Here is a 17417-nt window from a genome sequence, read left to right as displayed (position 1 = left end):
TAGTTTAAAACAAGAAATTAAGGCATGGGAAGAAAATCGAAATGAAAAGTCAAATTCAGTTGACTGGAGATTTACTACTGCTGATGCTCGTATTAAATTAAAAAAACTCTATCCCTCAATTCAAACTTGACAGACTACTAGAACATTAGGTAGAACCCCATATCTTTGATTGTCAAGGTGCAGATAGCGTAGTGATTAGACTACAGGGGTTTTTCAAGCGGTTGTTTACCCTAGCCGCTATACTTATATGGTAGCTATTTTTCGTGAGTACTTCCAGACCTTTAAAGGAAAAAAGACTGCCAAGGCTAATGACCCCAAAAGAAGAGCAAGCGCACTTCGGAATACGCAACTAGAATGCCATTAACAATGTCAGAAGTCATTCGAGATTTCGCTCTTGAGACTAGACACTTATTTTTAGCTGTGGTTCGCTGTTCTATACTGGCCTTTGTTTCATCCCATCTGTAAAACCGAGGGTCTTCACCCGACATTGCAGATAAACCTTTTCTACCCGGGGAGAAAAACCGAGCCATTGACGAGATAAACGAGCAAAAGTGTCAGGATCACCGCTAACTGCGAAGTTGGTAGGTAGGGGTGTTTCGGGATTTTTTAGACCTAATAATTCTAGCTCTTTTTCCGCCGCTCGGACAACGGAAGCGGCGGGATCTACCAACCGCACGGAACTAGGTAAAAGACGACGTAAAACCGGGGAAAGATGGCGATAATGGGTACAACCATAGACCAGAGTATCAATATTTTCTGCTAGTAAAGGCTGAAGATATTCCCTAGCCACCTGCGTGGTGTAGGGGTCAAAAATGCGGTTAGCCTCGATCAAAGGGACAAATTCAGGACAGGGAATTTGCCAAACTTGGGCAGTAGGATCGATTTCTTGAATGGCTTGTTTATAGGCATTACTTTTAGCCGTAGCGGGAGTAGAAATCACCCCAATGCGCTTTCCTTTTTGCACGGCAGTTTTTGCCCCGGGTAAAATTACCCCCAAAATTGGTAAATCTTTAAATTCGGCCTGTACTTCTTCTAAAGCCAAGGCGGAACTGGTATTACAGGCCATAATCACCATTTTCACCTGGTGCTCGCTCATCCAAGTGAGAATTTCCCGGACAAATTCGATAATTTCCCCTTTAGAACGGGTTCCGTAGGGAAGTCTAGCGGTATCAGCGAAATAGAGAATTGATTCTTGGGGCAGTTGTCGATACAACTCCCTTAAAACGGTCAGTCCACCCACACCACTATCAAACACACCAATCGGACTAAGTTGTGATTCTCTCATAGATAATATCGAGGAAAACGCTGATCTAAAATAGCTTTATTTGATGATATTAAAACACGGATTTTTTGATCAGTAAACTAATGCTCCAATCATTTAATCATTAACGGAGATTTCGTTGAATATATTCCATAATTCCCCTTGCGATCGCCGCCGCCATTTGTCGTTGAAAGTTGACATTGGCTAATTTAGCAGCATCCTCAGCGCCGGTAACGAAACCCACTTCCACGAGGGTAGAGGGCATTTTCGAGGTTCTCAGCACATAGAAACGGGCCCGACGCACCCCCCGATCGCGCATATCGACACTGCGGACAATATTGCGATGGATGGTGTCCGACAAACGGCGATCACCGAAGTAATAAACTTCCAATCCGTTGACATCCGGTCGTGCTTTCCCCATAGAGTTAGCGTGGATACTGACAAATAGATCGGCATCGATCTGGTTAGCCAGATCCGTGCGACCTTGCAGGGTGACAAAAAAGTCGCTATCTCTAGTTAGACGCACATCGATGCCCTGTTGTTGCAGGATGCGGGTAACTTCTAGGGAAATGGGCAGAATTACGTTTTTTTCCTGAAGGCCACCAATTCCGATCGCCCCCGGGTCCTTACCACCGTGGCCCGGATCGATCACCACTAGAAAGCGGCTATTGCGTTGTTGGGGGGGATTAGGAGTGGGGTTAGAGGGGCGCGGCGGTGGGTTAAATTGCCCCGTATTGGGGGGTAAAGGGACAGGTATAGTGGTGTAGTCAGGAACCTGAGAAACGGGGCTAGAATTGCGGGAGGAAAGCAATTCTAGGGCTAGGGTTTGATTGCCCGTTTGAGTTAATTGTCCCAGTTGAAAACCCGCGGCCGTCTGTACCAAAATCAGCACCCGATTGCTGCTTTCCTGACGTACCCGCAATTGATAGATGGGACTAGAGCGACCAAAGCGCGGACCGCGAAAAGACTCGGCTAACTTAGCATTTTCGATGCTTAGTTCATAGACACCATCCCGGTTAACACTGCCGTTAGCTTTCAGGGGTAAATCCGCGCGAATTAAGAGGCGATCGTTATTGCCCGTCAGATCGATCGAGGAGATCGTGGCCAAACGATTGCTCGAAGGGGGATTATTGGCAGTTTTCGCGGGGGGATTATTGGGACGGGGATTGGGATTAGTGGCGCTAGTGGGGGGGGGAGAGGAGATATTATCCACGGAACCCAGACCACCCCTAGGCAGTAAAACCAAACCACCAAAACGACTATAGAGAGCTTGCCAATCGGGACTATCCTTATTAACGCTCAGGGAAATCTTGGCCCGTTGATTGGCAGTCTGACTGAATTGAATATCGCCGACCCCATAGCGATTGACGGGGATAGTTTGACCGGTGAGACTACTGGGTAAAGTGGCCCCGGGTAATTCAAATTCGATTTTTTTGCCGTCCCGGCTGCGTTGACTGCGGATCGATCGCTCATCACCATTTTGCTCTAAACGGACAAAAAGACCATTGCGAGTTACCTGAAAATCATCGTTGTTGTCCGTCTGGCTAACTGGAGGTGGGGGAGTGGGACGGGTGGAACCGCGATCGGGGGGAGGTGTGGGGTCAGGGGTGACGGGTGGTTGCGTTTCCTCCCTAATTGGTTGGGGTTCTGGCAATTCCACTGTCCATTGGGTGGGCGAAATTCCGCGAATTTTTACCTGTTGAGGATCAAAGGTGTAGCCTGGGGCCAATTCAATCACTAAACGGGTAGTTTCCGCATCAAATTGACCAATACGGACACTTCTGACGATATTGCCAATGGGCCGGTTAATATTGGGTTGCCCTAACTTGATCCCGGGCAGATCGATCACGATCCTGGTGGGGTTAGTGATCATTTGCGCTCGCGGTTGCACTCGATTGTCGGTGGTGAACACCAGACGATTCTCATTGGTGTCGAATCGCCAAAAGACGAGCTTGCCGGCCCAAGCAGGGGCCGCCACCAGCAACCAAGTTAATGCGCTTAGGAATAACCAATGAAATCTCACGATCGATGCTCCCGTTGCTCAGTTATCAATTACCTTTTTTCGGTAAAAATGGACAATTTTGTCGATTTTTGACCATCCATAGCTCCGTTAATGCTCTGAGAATGACTATCAATAAAAACAAGCTTATGGGACGTTGGCATGGTCTGCTATGTTTCTGATCAGTGATCAGGGATTGGTTGTTGGGGTGTTGGGGTTTTGGGGTTTTAGTTGAAATTACCCTATCTCCCTATCTCCCTATCCTCTAGCTCCTAACTCACTGCTCACTGCTCACTGATTGAGGGCTGGCGGTAGGTTCTTTAAATACTAACCTTAACAGGGGCGGAGCGATAAAGGTAGTCAAGATCACCATCATAATAATGGCCGCATCGGCAGCGGGGGATAAAGCGCCACTAGCAGCCCCGACTCCGGCAAAGACTAAACCCACTTCACCCCGGGGAATCATGCCAACTCCGATCGCCAAGCGATTGAGTTTTTCCTGACTGAAAACGGCTAACCCCGTCACCACTTTACCCAAAATAGCGACGACAATTAAGAAAGCGGCCAAGACTAATCCTTCTCGATTAGTGGGAATAGCGGGATTAAGGACACTTAAATCGGTTTTTGCCCCCACACAGACGAAAAATATCGGTACAAATAAATCGGCGATCGGGAACACTTGTTCTGCCAATTCCGAGCGCTTTTCCGTTTCCCCGAGGACCAGGCCCGCAGCAAAGGAACCGAGAATCGCTTCTAATTGGATAACTTGGGCAATATAAGCAAGAATAAAGGCGAAAATCAGGGAAACTAAGAGCAATTGTCCCCTAGTTTTCATGCTATTAACTAATTGAACGTAAAAGGGGCTTAAAAAACGACCGATCAGGATCGCCCCGATTACAAAAGCGCTAGAACTAATAACTAAATAAATTACTTTGCTAATTTGCACTTCTCCAGTCTTCACCAAAGAAGCAACGACAGCGAGAACGATAATACCGAGAATATCATCGAGAACCGCTGCCCCGATGATAATTTGACCTTCTTTCGCCGATAACTGCCCTATTTCTGCTAAAACCTTGGCGGTAATGCCGATACTGGTAGCGGTTAAAGCTGCCCCGGCAAAAATAGCGGGAATGGTGGCCAGATGAAAGATATAGATTAAACCCAAAGTACCCACCAAAAAGGGAACCGCAACTCCCACCACTGCGACGACGGCTGCCTGCGGACCGACGCGAATTAATTCCTGCAAGTCTGACTCTAAACCGATCTCGAACAGCAGGATAATTACCCCCAATTCCGAGAGGACGGAAATCACCTCACTGGCAGCACTAAAAACGGCGGGAGATTGCTCCAGGGTGAGGGAGGAAGTGGATTGTAGGAAGTGAATTAGGAGAGAATCCTCGAATCCCGCTCCTCCTTCTGGAAAAACCAGTAATTTTAGGGCAGAAACCCCGATAATCACGCCACCGACTAATTCTCCTAACACGGGAGGCAAGTTCAATCGCACGCATATTTCTCCCCCCAGTTTACAGGCGAAATAAATAACGGTCAAACTCAGCAGCACGCAGGCTAAAACTAAGGCACTATCGGCAGTTTCGGCTGTAGCTGCCGAGGCTAACAGGGGAATGTTAAAACTCCAAGCGGAAGAAAGAAAAGGCTGTAGTATCATCGCTCGCTCAAAATTACTCTCAATACTCTAACAAGCTTGCGGCCTATTCAATCATCCCTGCTCAAAGTTTGCCGTTCTATTAAACTTACTCAAATCTACTCATGAGCAAATTTGAAGCTAATTTCCTGCTTCAAGGTAGCAGTGTCGGCACTATCTACTCCCCAGGCTGACACGGTGGAACTCACCGCCAAAGAAGCTAGATTGAGACTAGCGTTCAAGTCTCTATCACAAACAAAAGAGCATTGTTCACAATCAAAAACTCTTTCGGATAAAGATAGAGACTCTTTTTTGTATCCACAATTGGAACAGATTTTGCTACTGGGGAACCATCTATCAGCTACGATTAACTCCGCACCATACAACTGAGTTTTTTTGTTGGCTTTTGAAACTATTTCAATAACTTGAACCTCCTTCTGAAGTGCGGAATGTAGCCCTCTAAAATACCTCTGAGGGGGTTGCGGGCTTTTTCTTCTAATTTTTTACCCCGCACCCAAAGGACAGCACAAAATCCTTACCGCTTCCTTGCCTTTTTCCCATATCCTAACTACCAATATAACACTATTTCATTAATCAGAAAAATTACTTAAAAAACTCTGTGTCCTCTGGGTCTCTGTGGTGAGCAATCAATTACTCAATCGACACTTTAGACATCTTCCACTACTTTTACCATTCCTTCTCGACCAACTTCTCCTAACTTTTCTCCCCAAACCTCCCAGCAATCTTCACAGGATTTTCCTACTCGTTTTTTGACGTTAATTCGGTAATAAAAATGTGTTTCATTATCTCCCACTAATTCCCCCGGAAATATTTCCCAATTGGGACTGACTAACAGCAGGAGTTCGTTAATTGGATCGTAAATATCTACCTCTGGATGCGCTCTTTCGGCAATTCGTTTTAACTTGATATCTGGCAGATACATAAATTTAGGTTCACAGCAGGAATTAACCATCAGCCACAGACAACCTGGCCCCTCCACTCGGTAATTAACCCACGCGATTGCTGCTGCTATTTCTAACATTTCATCTGGCATTTCATCAGGAGTGGGTAAGTGTAAATCCACTCGCATTATCCAATCACAAGATTCCTTTTTAGCCATGATTTTATAACTCCATATAGAACATTTTTACTAACCAATGACACGAGCGGGTATTTAACGGGATGGTCTGGGATTTTAGAAGCTCTATATCTGTCAGCACTTGAGAAAAATTAACCCATTACTTTAATAATAATAAACGCCGGGGAGATAAAGTAACAGTCCAAGGCAAAGCTTGCTCCTTAATTTCTAACCATTTATCCTTATATAACTCTGCTTGGATATGAAAATCGCGGTCGTGGTTGGAGGGTTGATTAAGTTTTAGATAGAGAGTCACCCGATGGGGTCCTTCAATGGCATTAGCTAACCAACAGGGAAAAGTATTAATATCGCCTAAATCTCGACCAAAAATAATTTGATGGGCGCGAATTCCCGTATGAGCTAAATAGTCGGGAATCCCGGGAACAGTGTGTAATTTAACATCCCAATCAATGGCCTCCAATTGTTGATTATTAATAATTACAGCACGGGAAAAATTCTTACAGCCAGTAATTTTTGCCAAACTAACGCTATCTGGTCGCTCAAAAATTTTCTGTTTAGAATTATTAGCAATTGCCCGCCCTTTTTCCATAACTAATAAATTCTCACATATTCGATAGGCTTCATCCATATTGTGGGTAACAAAAATTGTCACGCCATCGTAATTACTTAAAGTTTTGATCATCTGACGTTCTAATTGAGCGCGTAGATGGGTATCAAGGGCAGAAAAAGGCTCATCTAATAATAAAGCTTCCGGACGACTAGCTAAAGCGCGAGCGATGGCGACCCGTTGCTGTTGTCCCCCCGATAATTGATGGGGATAACGGTTTTCCATGCCGGGTAACTGCACTAATTCCAATTGGTTGGCAATCTGCTGTTTAATAACTTTTTTAGATAAGTTTTTGGGGAGACTAAAAGCGATATTTTCTGCCACGGTGAGATGGGGAAAAAGGGCATAATTCTGCACCACAAAACCGATACGACGCTGACGACTGGGGAGATTAATTCCCTTTTCGGAATCGAAGAGAATGCGCCCATTTAAGACAATACGACCCCTTGAGGGCGTTTCCACACCAGCCAGCGATCGCAAAATCAGGCTTTTTCCCGATCCCGAAGCCCCTAATAGTCCTAGGGGCTGATTTTGGCAGTTAAAAGTTACCGAGAGGTTAAAACCGGGTAAATATTTCTCTATATCAACAAATAAGCCTATTTTATCCCTATAATGCTGATTTTCAGCTTCTAAAAGGGCAAAATCCCGACCCTCCCAGGGTGGCAGCCAGTCCTCCATCTCGTTAGGTTTGCTTTCTCCCGGTCGTCCTAATTGCTGTTTGCGTTGACTTTGCCAGAGATTAACGGCGATAATCCCCGATAGGGAGATTAATATGATAATAAACACCCATATCCAAGCCTCAGTCATCGCTCCTGCTTCCACAGCGAAGAAAATCGCCATCGGGATAGTTTGAGTTTGCCCCGGAATATTACCCGCTAACATCAAAGTCGCCCCAAATTCCCCCAAAGCGCGGGCAAAAGCTAGGGTTAATCCCGCTAATACCCCGGGGAAGGAGAGGGGCAAAAGTACGCGCCAGAATATTTTCCCTTCCGATGCCCCTAGGGTGCGGGCAACCTGTAGGATGTTGGCATCCACCTGTTCAAAAGCCCCTAGGGTGGTTTTGTACATCAGGGGAAAAGCCACCACCGTCGCGGTGATAATGGCGGCATACCAAGTAAAAACGACGCGAAAGTTAAATAAGTCTAATAACTGTCCTAAGGGTCCGTTTTTGCCGAATAGGAGCAGTAAAATGAAGCCTACCACCGTCGGGGGCAAGATTAAGGGTGCGACGAAAACTCCCTCGATTAGGGATTTCCACCGTCCGCGATAGCCTAACATCCAATAAGCGGCGGCAATACCGAGAAAAAAGATGATTATCAGGGCAATGGTGGCGGTTTTTAGGGATATCCATAGGGGGGAAAAGTCGGGCATTTTTCAGGGGTCAGGGGTTGGGTTTTGGGGTTTTGGGGTTTTGGGGTTTTGGGGTCTTGGAGTGTTGGGGTGTTGGAGTGTTGGGGTTTTAGTTGAAATTCCCCACTACCCCACTACCCCACTTCCCCTAAATTATCTGGCTATTCCGAAGCCGAATTTTTCAAAAATGTTTTTAGCGGCTGCCCTGGTGAGATATTGGGCGAAAGTCTTGGCAGCTTGCGGGTTTTTACTGGCCTTGATCACAGCTATCGGGTAAATAATCGGAGAATGGAGATTATTGGCAGCCGTAGCCACTACTTTTACTTGGTCGGAAATTTTGGCATCGGTGATGTAAACAATGCCAGCATCGGCGTTACCAGTTTCTACGGCGGCGAGAACATTACGGACGGAGTTGGCAAAGACCAGTTTTGGTCTTATTTGCTCTAAAATGCCGAGATTTTTCAGAACTTCTTCGCTGTACTGACCGACGGGAACGCTGCGCGGTTCACCCACGGCAATTCTTTGGACATTACTGTTAGTCAGGGAACGAAAATCGCTGATTTTTAGGGTGGAATTCTTGGGAACGATTAAAACTAGGCGATTAGTGAGCAGTTTTCTTCTGGTGCTTGTATCGATCAAACCAGCTTTTGCTAAAGCGTCCATTTGCTTAGTCGCGGCCGAGAGGAAAACATCGGCCGGCGCACCTTGTGTAATTTGCTGTTGCAAAGCCCCCGACGCACCAAAGTTATAGTTAACTTTAATGTTGCCATGGGCTTTTTCAAACCCCGGCTTGATTTCTTCTAGGGCATCTTTGAGACTAGCGGCGGCAGAAACTAGAATTGTCTGGGTTTGTGCGGTGGTGATAGTAGATGAAAAAAGGTTTATTCCTAGAGATAATAAGCAACTAAGGGCAATTGAGCCGATAAAAGCCAGAAAATATCGTCTTTTCATCAATATTGATAGCAAGCGATCGATATTTATACATCTATCACAACCAATCCACCGCCCGAAATCTGTATCTAGGGTTTGCGGCAAAAAGTTTTTCTTGGGGAAGTGGGGAAGTGGGGAATGGGGAGGTGGGGAGATGGGGGAGTGGGGAAGTGGGGGTGTGGGGAGAAAAAAGCTGAATACTATCTCCTGAATACTGACCCCTGAATCCTAGAACTTACGAAATCGTGTGAATTTTGAGGAAATTAGTGCCTTTAGTTTTCTGCATGGGAATTCCCGCCATAATCAGGATTTTATCGCCCGATTGCGCTAGATTTTTCTGAAGTAGAATTGATTCCGTTTGCTTTAACACATCCTCAAAGACAGACACCTGATGATCGAGAAGAATCGGGATCACACCCCAGACTAGGTTGAGACGGTGATAGACTCGTTTATTGGGAGTCATGGCAATGACGGGAACCGAGGGACGTTCCTTAGAAGCCAGTAGCGAAGTGTAGCCGGAGGTGGTAAAAGTGACAATATAACGGAGATCAAGGGTTTGATCGATCGCCACTAAAGCCTCACTGAGAGCGTGAGTTTCATCGGACTCATTGGGGGGAACATTATCAAACTTCACATCCGCTTCCACATCATGGGCGATTTTGGCCAACATAGCCACAGCTTTGACGGGAAAATCTCCCACTGCTGATTCCCCCGATAACATCACCGCATCGGTTCCATCGATAATCGCATTAGCCACATCACTAGCCTCGGCCCGAGTCGGTCGGGGATTGTGAATCATGCTTTCTAACATCTGGGTGGCAGTGATGACGGGAATAGTTTTCATGTTGCAGAGTTTGATAATGCGTTTTTGCAACATGGGGACTTTTTCGGGACTTAATTCTACCCCCAAATCGCCCCGGGCCACCATAATTCCGTCACATTCCTCGACAATTGACTCCAAATTTTCGATCGCTTGCGGTTTTTCAATTTTAGCTATCACTGGCACATCCGCATGATTTCTCTCGGCTAAAAATGCTTTAATCGCCTTGATATCTTCTCCTTTACGAACAAAACTGAGGGAAACCCAATCAACCCCCTGAGAAAGACCAAATTCTAGGTCTTGTTTGTCTTTTTCGGTCATGGAAGGTAAGCGCAAATTGAGACGGGGTAGATTGACTCCCTTGCGACTTTTGAGAATTCCTCCCTCCAACACTTGACATTTTAGGTCTTTTCCGTTAATTTCAACGATTTTTAGCTCTAATAAGCCATCATCAAGGAGAATTTGCTCACCTAACTTGGCTTCCTCGGCCAGATAGGGATAATCGATCGAAACGGTGTTCGCTTCTCCCCGATACTCATCCATGGGTACAAGGGTGAGATAATCGCCGTCGTTGATGGTAATGGAACCATTGGGGAGATTACCAACGCGAATTTTCGGCCCTTGTAAATCTTGCAGGAGAGTGATAGGATTGTCTAATTCTTGAGAAATTTGCCGTAAAAGGGTAACAACTCTCGCATGATCTTCGTAGCTACCGTGGGAAAAGTTTAGCCGCGCTACATTCATCCCCGCACCGATCATCTGCTTGAGGACTTCTGGCGAATTACTCGCAGGGCCGATCGTGGCTACGATCTTAGTTCTATGGGTAATAATTGACATGGAACCCTTACTAATCAATCTTGGGACGATTACATGATATTCACTTTAGGTTAACTAAAAGTGAAGCGGAAAACAAATTAAGCTTTTCCACAGACTTGCAATCGCTCCGAGTCCTCTCCTTAGCCGTCAGGAGTCAGCCATCAGCGGCAACCGTTGAGAGCTTTAAGGTAGGATAAACTAATAACCATCTCCGCTCGTTTAGATTTCGTTATGACCAACACATTAGACGATAAAGCCATAGTCAAGGACTATTTTAACGCCACAGGATTCGATCGCTGGCGCCGGATTTATGGGGATGGCGAAGTTAACAAAGTACAAAAAGATATTCGCATCGGTCATCAACAGACGATCGATACCGTTATCGGTTGGTTAGAAAGTGATGACAATTTGCCTAATCTCTCAATCTGTGATGCCGGTTGTGGAGTCGGTAGTCTTAGTATTCCCCTCGCTCAAGCGGGCGCAACTATTTTCGCCAGTGATATTTCTGAGAAAATGGTGACAGAAGCCAAGGAAAGAGCAGCCAAAGAGTTAGCAGATACCAGTAAACTCACCTTTGCCGTTCAAGATTTAGAAGCATTAACCGGCCAATATCACACAGTCATCTGTCTTGATGTTCTTATTCACTATCCCACAGAAGAAGCATTAGGAATGATTAAACACCTGGGATCCCTAGCTCAATCCCGTTTAATCCTCAGTTTTGCCCCTAAAACCTGTTTATTAACCATTCTCAAGAAAATTGGTCAATTTTTCCCCGGTCCGAGTAAAACCACTCGCGCCTATCAACACAAGGAAAAAACTATTGTCGCCGCTCTCAACGAAAATGGCTTTAAAATTGAACGGACGAGTATGACTAGCACTCGTTTCTATTTTTCCCGTATCCTCGAAGCTGTCCGCAGTGAATAAAGAATGGCAGTCACCACCAGCAAATTAATCGAGTGGAAACAGCAAAAACGAGCGATTGTCACCCTCACAGCTTGGGATTATCCGATCGCTCGACTGCTCGATCAAGCAGGAATTGATATTATCTTGGTAGGTGATTCCTTAGCTATGACCGCTTTGGGCTATCCTACCACTTTACCGATCACCCTAGAGGCGATGATTCACCACGCGGCGGCCGTGTCTCGCGGGGTAAAACAAGCTTTAGTTGTCTGTGATTTGCCTTTTCTCAGCTATCAGGAAAGTGTCAGTCAGGCAATTCACTCCGCCGGAAGGATGTTAAAGGAAGCGGGAGTGCAAGGGGTAAAATTAGAGGGAGGTTATCCCGCTATGATCGAGACTATTAGCCGTTTAACCGAGATAGGCATCCCTGTTATGGGTCATATCGGATTAACTCCCCAGTCAGTCCATCGGTTAGGATACCGTCAGCAGGGAAAAACTCCATCGGATGCACAAAGACTAATCGAGGAAGCTTTAGCCTTGGAGAAAGCGGGAGTATTTGCCCTGGTTTTGGAACATATTCCCGCCAATTTAGCCGCTACTATTACCGATAAATTGACTATCCCGACGATTGGTATCGGTGCGGGGGAAGATTGTGATGGTCAGGTGTTGGTAACGGCGGATATCCTAGGATTAACCGAAAAAGCTCCCCCTTTTGCCAAAGTTTATGCTAATTTAAGCGAAACAATTACAAAAGCAGTGGTGGAATTTGCCAAGGATGTGAGGAGAAATGAATAGCGGCGAAAAAGCTACCTTTGGGGCCGGCTGTTTTTGGAAAACCGAGGACGCATTTCGGCGTTTACCTGGTGTTTTAGCGACTTCTGTGGGTTATATGGGGGGAAATTTCCCCAATCCTAGTTATCTCGATGTGTTATCGCGAATTACCGGTCATGCGGAAGTGGCACAAATTGCCTATAATCCCCACGAAATAAGCTACGAGGCGTTATTAGCCGTTTTTTGGTCAATCCATGATCCGACTCAGTTAAATCGCCAAGGACCGGACCGGGGAGAACAATATCGATCGATTATTTTTTATCACACCCTGGAACAAAAGTTAATCGCCACTGCTGGCAAGCGTCAACTACAACTATCGGGAAAGTTTCAGCAGGATATCGTTACTTTGATCGAACCCGCAGGAGATTATTATCTGGCCGATCAGTCCCATCAACAGTATTTGGAGAAAAAACAGGCTCGATCGGTCGAGGATTTCTAGAAGAAAATATAAAGACAGGTTCGGGGTATAATGTGAAATTGCTTTCGCAGGAGATCAGGAACAATGCCCGAGGCGGTCGGAGTCATTCAAACGTTGGGTTTTCCCCCCGTTTTAGCGGCGGCGGATGCCATGGTTAAAGGGGGACGAGTCACCCTAGTTTATTTTGATCTAGCGGAAAGGGGCGAATTTTTGGTGGCGATTCGCGGTCCGATTTCCGAGGTTAAACCAGCAGTAGAGGCAGGATTAGCGGCGGCGATGACCGCTTTTGGTGGTAATGTGGTCAGTCATTACATCGTACCGAATCCTCCAGAAAATGTACTGGCAGTTTTACCAGTGCAGCATACGCCTAAGTCAGACCGTTTTCGCAGTTAATTTCCCTAGCGATTTACCCCAAACTAGACTATAGTTAAAGACTGGAAAATAGATTGGATTCTATCAATTAAACTTATCTGATTTTTGTTATTAGGAGTTAATTTATGACAGCCCAACCCGCGGTGGGATCGATCGAGACCAAAGGTTTCCCCGGTATTCTAGCGGCCGCCGATGCGATGGTAAAAGCAGGACGGATCACGATTGTTGGTTATTTAAGGGCAGGAAGCGCCCGTTTTACCCTCAATATTCGTGGGGATGTACAGGAGGTAAAAACCGCTATGGCTGCCGGCATTGAAGCCGTCAATAAAACCGAGGGGGCAGCTTTAGAAACCTGGGTAATTATTCCCCGTCCTCATGATAACGTGGTGGCTATTTTACCGATCGATTATAGCGAGGCAGTGGAACCTTTTCGTGCCGCCGCCGACGGTGTGATCGCTCCGATTCGTCGTTAATATTCAAGGTCAATTTTTTGTGATCGGTTGGAACTTGTCTAGTTCCAACTTAGTTTTTGATGATGATTTAAGTTTTAGTCAGAAAACCGAATTTGATAATTGCTGCAACAGTTGCACCGATAACAGTGACTATCAAAGCCCATATTTGAGCCGTTGCCCTTTCTTTCAAGTCTTTGACATCTTCTTTGATTTGGGAAACTTCGGTCTCTATTTTCGGCAATACTTCTAGTTTTGTTTCGATTCCCTTCAGGTTTCTGACATCCTCTTTGAGTTGGGAAACTTCGGTCTCTATTTTCGGCAATACTTCTAGTTTTGTTTCGATTCCCTTCAGGTTTCTGACATCTTCTTTGAGTTGGGAAACTTCGGTCTCTATTTTCGGCAATACTTCTAGTTTTGTTTCGATTCGCTCTAACCGATTGTCAAGTTTAGCGAGAATATCTTTTAAGTCAGTTTCAATGATAATAGGGTTACTCATGGGGAGATTCCTAGATTTTTATGGCTTTGTTTATCGTCAGGTTTGGGAATCGCCGTCTGTTTTACGGCGGCGAGGATCTCAGGTCTTACTCGACTCGATTAGAGCGCTAGTCAACCCTTCTAGGGTGTATTCTTGCGCCTCGATATCAACACGACCAAATAACTCTTGACAGGTTTTTGAAGTTTGCGGACCGATAGAAGCCAGACAAACTTTTTCTAATAGGGAATTAACCGATAATTCTGCCGTTTCTTGCAGCAATAACCGATAAAAATTCTGGACGGTTTTGGAACTGGCAAAGGTGACTATATCGACCTTCCCATCTCGAAACGCTTCCCAGATGCCCCTATCCATGCGCGCGGGACATCCGGAATCATAGGCGGCCACTTCCGTCACCTGACCGGCTTTGGCCGTTAATTCCTTAACCAAGACTTCTCTCCCTCCCGTTTCCACGCGAGGAAAGAGGAATTTTTGCCCCCTAATCGGGTCGGGAAACTCGTTTACCAAAGCATCAGCGACAAAATCCCCCGGGATAAAATCCGCCTTTAATCCTCGTGAGTGCAAAACTTGGCTGGTTTTTTTGCCCACCACGGCGATTTTTACGGTCGCTAAAGCCCTAGCATCTTTTCCCCAAAATGTCAAGCGATCAAAGAAAAAATTAACAGCATTGGCAGAAGTTAAAATCAGCCAATCAAACTTTTTTAACTCACCGATGGCATCGTCTAAACCTTGCCAACGGTCGGGGGGACGAATCTCTAAAGCGGGCATTTCCAGGACTTCTGCGCCTTGATTTTGCAAAATTTCGCTAAATTGACTCGTTTGCTCGGCGGCACGGGTAATAACAATAGTTTTACCTCCTAGGGGTGGGGGAGAGGACATAATCGCCAGATCCACAACTTGACCAATGACCATAATAGAGGGTGAGAGGGACACCCCGGCGGTTTGAGCGAGAATATTTTCTAAAGTGCCGCGCCAAATTTGTTGATCCTTGCGTCCCGCCTGGCGGATAATAGCGATCGAGTCGTGAATATTCCGCCCATTTTGGCATAATTTCTCAATAATTTGCCCTAAAGATTGACCAGCCATCAATAGCACCAGCGTATCAATTTTAGCTAAAGCTGACCAATCGAGAGACTCGGGATCGTGAGCGCTCAAGACCGCAAAACAGCGACTAATATCCTTTTCGGTCAGGGGAATTCCGGCCAATAAAGGAGCGGCCAAAGCGGAGGAAATTCCAGTTATCAGTTCAAAATCACAGCCAGCCCGCTTTAGGGCTAACATTTCAGGATATACTCGCCCAAAAACCCCCGGATCACCACTTTTAAGCCGAATAACTCGTTTTCCCTCTTGACAATAATTAACCAATATCCGATTAATCTGATTTTGCTCGGCGCCGGGTTGTCCTCCCCGTTTGCCCACATCGACTAAAACACAGGTTTTCGGCACGAGGGAGAAGATTTGACTATCCACTAGGGCATCATACAGCAAAACCTCGGCCGTGGCTAAAATGGCTCGCGCTTGCAGGGTGAGAAAACTGCTCTGACCGATTCCCGCACCGAGAAGATAAACTTTACCCCGGGGATAGACGACTCCTGACATAATCGCAAATTTGGGTTTAATCTTTAATTTAGCACTGGAGAAGATACAAATTACTAGCGCAACAAGGGCAGCAGTAAAGTGACGAAATAATATACTAGGGGAGCGGTGAAGACATAACTATCAGTGCGATCGAGTATACCACCGTGACCGGGGATTAACTGCCCGGAATCCTTGACCCCGGCATCGCGTTTCATCATCGATTCGGTCAAATCGCCCAATAAACTGACAATACCAATTAATAAGCCCAAAATTAGGCCCGTCAGCTGCCAATAGGGCCAATCTAAATACCAAGCACCCAAATCGGCCACCGCTATACTGCCTAAAATGCCAAAAAAGGAACCTTCCACGGTTTTTTTGGGACTAATCAGCGATAAACTGGTTTTCCCTAACCATTTTCCCATGATATAAGCTCCGATATCGGCGGCCCAAATGCAACCGAAAGCTAGAAAAGTCACCGTCAAAGCGGCCGGGAATAATTTCGGTTCCATCCACGATTCTGGCCAATATCCCATCAAGGGTAAGTTACTGGCCATAGCCACGGGACCACTTTCAGGAGAAAAACCGACCCGTAAACGAATCCAATAACTAGGTAAGTAACCACCATAAAACAGACCGAGAATTGAGGTGGAAATGTCGGCAATTGTCGCCATTTTTGGCTGAAAGAGCAGATAAAAACAAATTAACGCCCCAGCGAGGGGAAACATGGCATCGGTGAGGGGGGCCGCCATAGTTGCCGTCAGTAGTAATAATTGTGAAACTACGAGAGTGGTTTTAGCGGCCGGTTCAATGCCTTTAGCGCGAACTAAGCGAAAATACTCTAATTGTCCCAAAAAGACGATAACACCGATGCCGAGGGTGAAATACCAACCCCCAACGATAATAATTCCCAGTGCGAAGGCAATAGCAAAAATAGCGCTGACAATGCGTGGCCAAGGCATGGTTAATCCAGAGAAGTTAGGCGGCATTGTCATAATTATATAGATTAAGAAAACTTTATGGAAGGTTATCCCCAATTAAAGTTTATCGCCACTCAGGATGAACATGGGATCAACGGCGGCAAAAACTTGCTGAATACCCCTAGTTTCTAGGCGATTTACTGCCGCTTGGACAATCTCGATATTACGCGCCTGTAAATTAGAAAAGCCTTCGGAAAATTGATAGAGGGTTTCTAAATTATTGGCCGTAGCCACGATGCGGCCGTTGGGTTTCAGGTATTGCCACACTTCTTGCAGGACCGATTTAATCGGTTTGCCGCCCTCGATACAGACGCGATCGGGTGCTAGGGATATATTGGGCAGACAATCGGGCGCGCTGCCTTCAAAAACTGTAACATTTTTTACCCCGAAGCGATCGCAATTACGGCGGATTAAACTGGCCACTTCTTCATCCCTTTCAATGGCAATAATCGGACTATTGGGGCATAATAAGCCAATTTCAACGGGAATAGTGCCGGTTCCTGCCCCGATATCCCAGAAAACCCCCCCATCACCTAACCTCAAAGCGGAAATCATCAATAATCTCACCTCGCGTTTACTCAAGGGAATCCCGGGCAAACGTTCAAACAATTCATCGGGAATACCAGGGGTTTTATATAACCAAGTCATGGGGAATCAATTATTGAGAAGCTTCACTACCAAGCATTATTATATAAATTTGTCCAAGTTTCTTTATTAAGTAAACAGGGACTTTTCTAGTGGGACTTAGGCGTTTTCGGTCAGCAAAAAAGGCTCAAACCATTACGGGACAAAGGGTTAACCTCGATTTATGATTTTCCTTGATATATCTGGGTTTCAGCGATTTTGGGCTTCTCGAAGTAAATCCCAAGCGG

16 protein-coding genes and 2 pseudogenes are annotated in these 17417 nt (G+C 45.9%); 6 read left to right on the top strand and 12 right to left on the bottom strand.

Annotated elements, in window-relative coordinates:
* Positions 1 to 130 (top strand): annotated as a pseudogene (locus tag IM477_RS00760) (IS630 family transposase); the annotation flags it as partial.
* 303 nt (positions 131 to 433) lie between these two features.
* Here IM477_RS00760 and murI read toward each other — a convergent pair.
* The 8 genes and pseudogenes from murI to pyk all read right to left on the bottom strand — a co-directional run bounded on the left by murI (position 434) and on the right by pyk (position 10545).
* A complete protein-coding gene (gene murI / locus IM477_RS00755; protein WP_190721794.1) occupies positions 434 to 1285 on the bottom strand; it encodes a glutamate racemase in 852 nt (283 codons plus the stop codon).
* 100 nt (positions 1286 to 1385) lie between these two features.
* The gene (locus IM477_RS00750) at positions 1386 to 3284 is read right to left on the bottom strand and encodes an N-acetylmuramoyl-L-alanine amidase (RefSeq protein WP_287730074.1); all 1899 of its coding nucleotides are present in this window, start codon (positions 3282 to 3284) and stop codon (positions 1386 to 1388) included.
* A 253-nt stretch (positions 3285 to 3537) separates the two neighbouring features.
* A complete protein-coding gene (locus tag IM477_RS00745; RefSeq protein WP_287730073.1) occupies positions 3538 to 4926 on the bottom strand; it encodes a cation:proton antiporter in 1389 nt (462 codons plus the stop codon).
* Between the two features lie 95 nt (positions 4927 to 5021).
* Positions 5022 to 5297 (bottom strand): annotated as a pseudogene (locus IM477_RS00740) (zinc ribbon domain-containing protein); the annotation flags it as partial.
* 272 nt (positions 5298 to 5569) lie between these two features.
* Complete coding sequence (locus IM477_RS00735) at positions 5570 to 6022, bottom strand: hypothetical protein (RefSeq protein ID WP_287730072.1); 453 nt, start codon at positions 6020 to 6022, stop codon at positions 5570 to 5572.
* A 118-nt stretch (positions 6023 to 6140) separates the two neighbouring features.
* Positions 6141 to 7979 carry a molybdate ABC transporter permease subunit gene (gene modB / locus IM477_RS00730; protein WP_287730070.1) on the bottom strand — a complete coding sequence of 613 codons (1839 nt, stop codon included), beginning with the start codon at positions 7977 to 7979 and terminating at the stop codon, positions 6141 to 6143.
* Between the two features lie 132 nt (positions 7980 to 8111).
* Entirely contained in the window at positions 8112 to 8909 is a 798-nt protein-coding gene (gene modA, locus IM477_RS00725) for a molybdate ABC transporter substrate-binding protein (protein ID WP_287730069.1), read from the bottom strand.
* 214 nt (positions 8910 to 9123) lie between these two features.
* A complete protein-coding gene (pyk, locus tag IM477_RS00720; protein WP_287730068.1) occupies positions 9124 to 10545 on the bottom strand; it encodes a pyruvate kinase in 1422 nt (473 codons plus the stop codon).
* 210 nt (positions 10546 to 10755) lie between these two features.
* Between pyk and bchM the strand changes: the two genes are divergently transcribed.
* From bchM to IM477_RS00695, 5 genes are all read left to right on the top strand, one after another.
* Complete coding sequence (gene bchM, locus IM477_RS00715) at positions 10756 to 11448, top strand: magnesium protoporphyrin IX methyltransferase (RefSeq protein ID WP_002758172.1); 693 nt, start codon at positions 10756 to 10758, stop codon at positions 11446 to 11448.
* Between the two features lie 3 nt (positions 11449 to 11451).
* Positions 11452 to 12219 carry a 3-methyl-2-oxobutanoate hydroxymethyltransferase gene (gene panB, locus IM477_RS00710; protein WP_287730066.1) on the top strand — a complete coding sequence of 256 codons (768 nt, stop codon included), beginning with the start codon at positions 11452 to 11454 and terminating at the stop codon, positions 12217 to 12219.
* A complete protein-coding gene (gene msrA, locus IM477_RS00705; RefSeq protein WP_287730065.1) occupies positions 12212 to 12694 on the top strand; it encodes a peptide-methionine (S)-S-oxide reductase MsrA in 483 nt (160 codons plus the stop codon). Before panB ends, msrA begins: the two co-directional genes overlap by 8 nt.
* A gap of 63 nt (positions 12695 to 12757) precedes the next feature.
* Complete coding sequence (locus IM477_RS00700; protein WP_002732196.1) at positions 12758 to 13066, top strand: carbon dioxide-concentrating mechanism protein CcmK; 309 nt, start codon at positions 12758 to 12760, stop codon at positions 13064 to 13066.
* Between the two features lie 104 nt (positions 13067 to 13170).
* Complete coding sequence (locus tag IM477_RS00695) at positions 13171 to 13518, top strand: carbon dioxide-concentrating mechanism protein CcmK (protein ID WP_002796279.1); 348 nt, start codon at positions 13171 to 13173, stop codon at positions 13516 to 13518.
* 67 nt (positions 13519 to 13585) lie between these two features.
* Here the strand turns inward: IM477_RS00695 and IM477_RS00690 are convergent, their stop codons facing one another.
* From IM477_RS00690 to cbiT, 4 genes are all read right to left on the bottom strand, one after another.
* A complete protein-coding gene (locus IM477_RS00690; protein WP_002782142.1) occupies positions 13586 to 13993 on the bottom strand; it encodes a 14-3-3 family protein in 408 nt (135 codons plus the stop codon).
* A 78-nt stretch (positions 13994 to 14071) separates the two neighbouring features.
* Positions 14072 to 15589, bottom strand: coding sequence for a uroporphyrinogen-III C-methyltransferase (gene cobA / locus IM477_RS00685; RefSeq protein WP_287730063.1), 1518 nt, complete (start codon positions 15587 to 15589; stop codon positions 14072 to 14074).
* Positions 15590 to 15642: 53 nt separating this feature from the next.
* A complete protein-coding gene (locus IM477_RS00680; protein ID WP_044034278.1) occupies positions 15643 to 16560 on the bottom strand; it encodes a phosphatidate cytidylyltransferase in 918 nt (305 codons plus the stop codon).
* A gap of 42 nt (positions 16561 to 16602) precedes the next feature.
* A complete protein-coding gene (gene cbiT / locus IM477_RS00675) occupies positions 16603 to 17193 on the bottom strand; it encodes a precorrin-6Y C5,15-methyltransferase subunit CbiT (RefSeq protein ID WP_002788377.1) in 591 nt (196 codons plus the stop codon).
* Positions 17194 to 17417 lie beyond the last annotated feature (224 nt).

The sequence above is a fragment of the Microcystis sp. M090S1 genome (assembly GCF_020246295.1).
Taxonomy (GTDB): Bacteria; Cyanobacteriota; Cyanobacteriia; order Cyanobacteriales; family Microcystaceae; genus Microcystis; species Microcystis aeruginosa.
The sequence above is the reverse complement of the archived record's forward strand: the minus strand, read 5'-3'. Positions and strand labels throughout refer to the sequence as shown.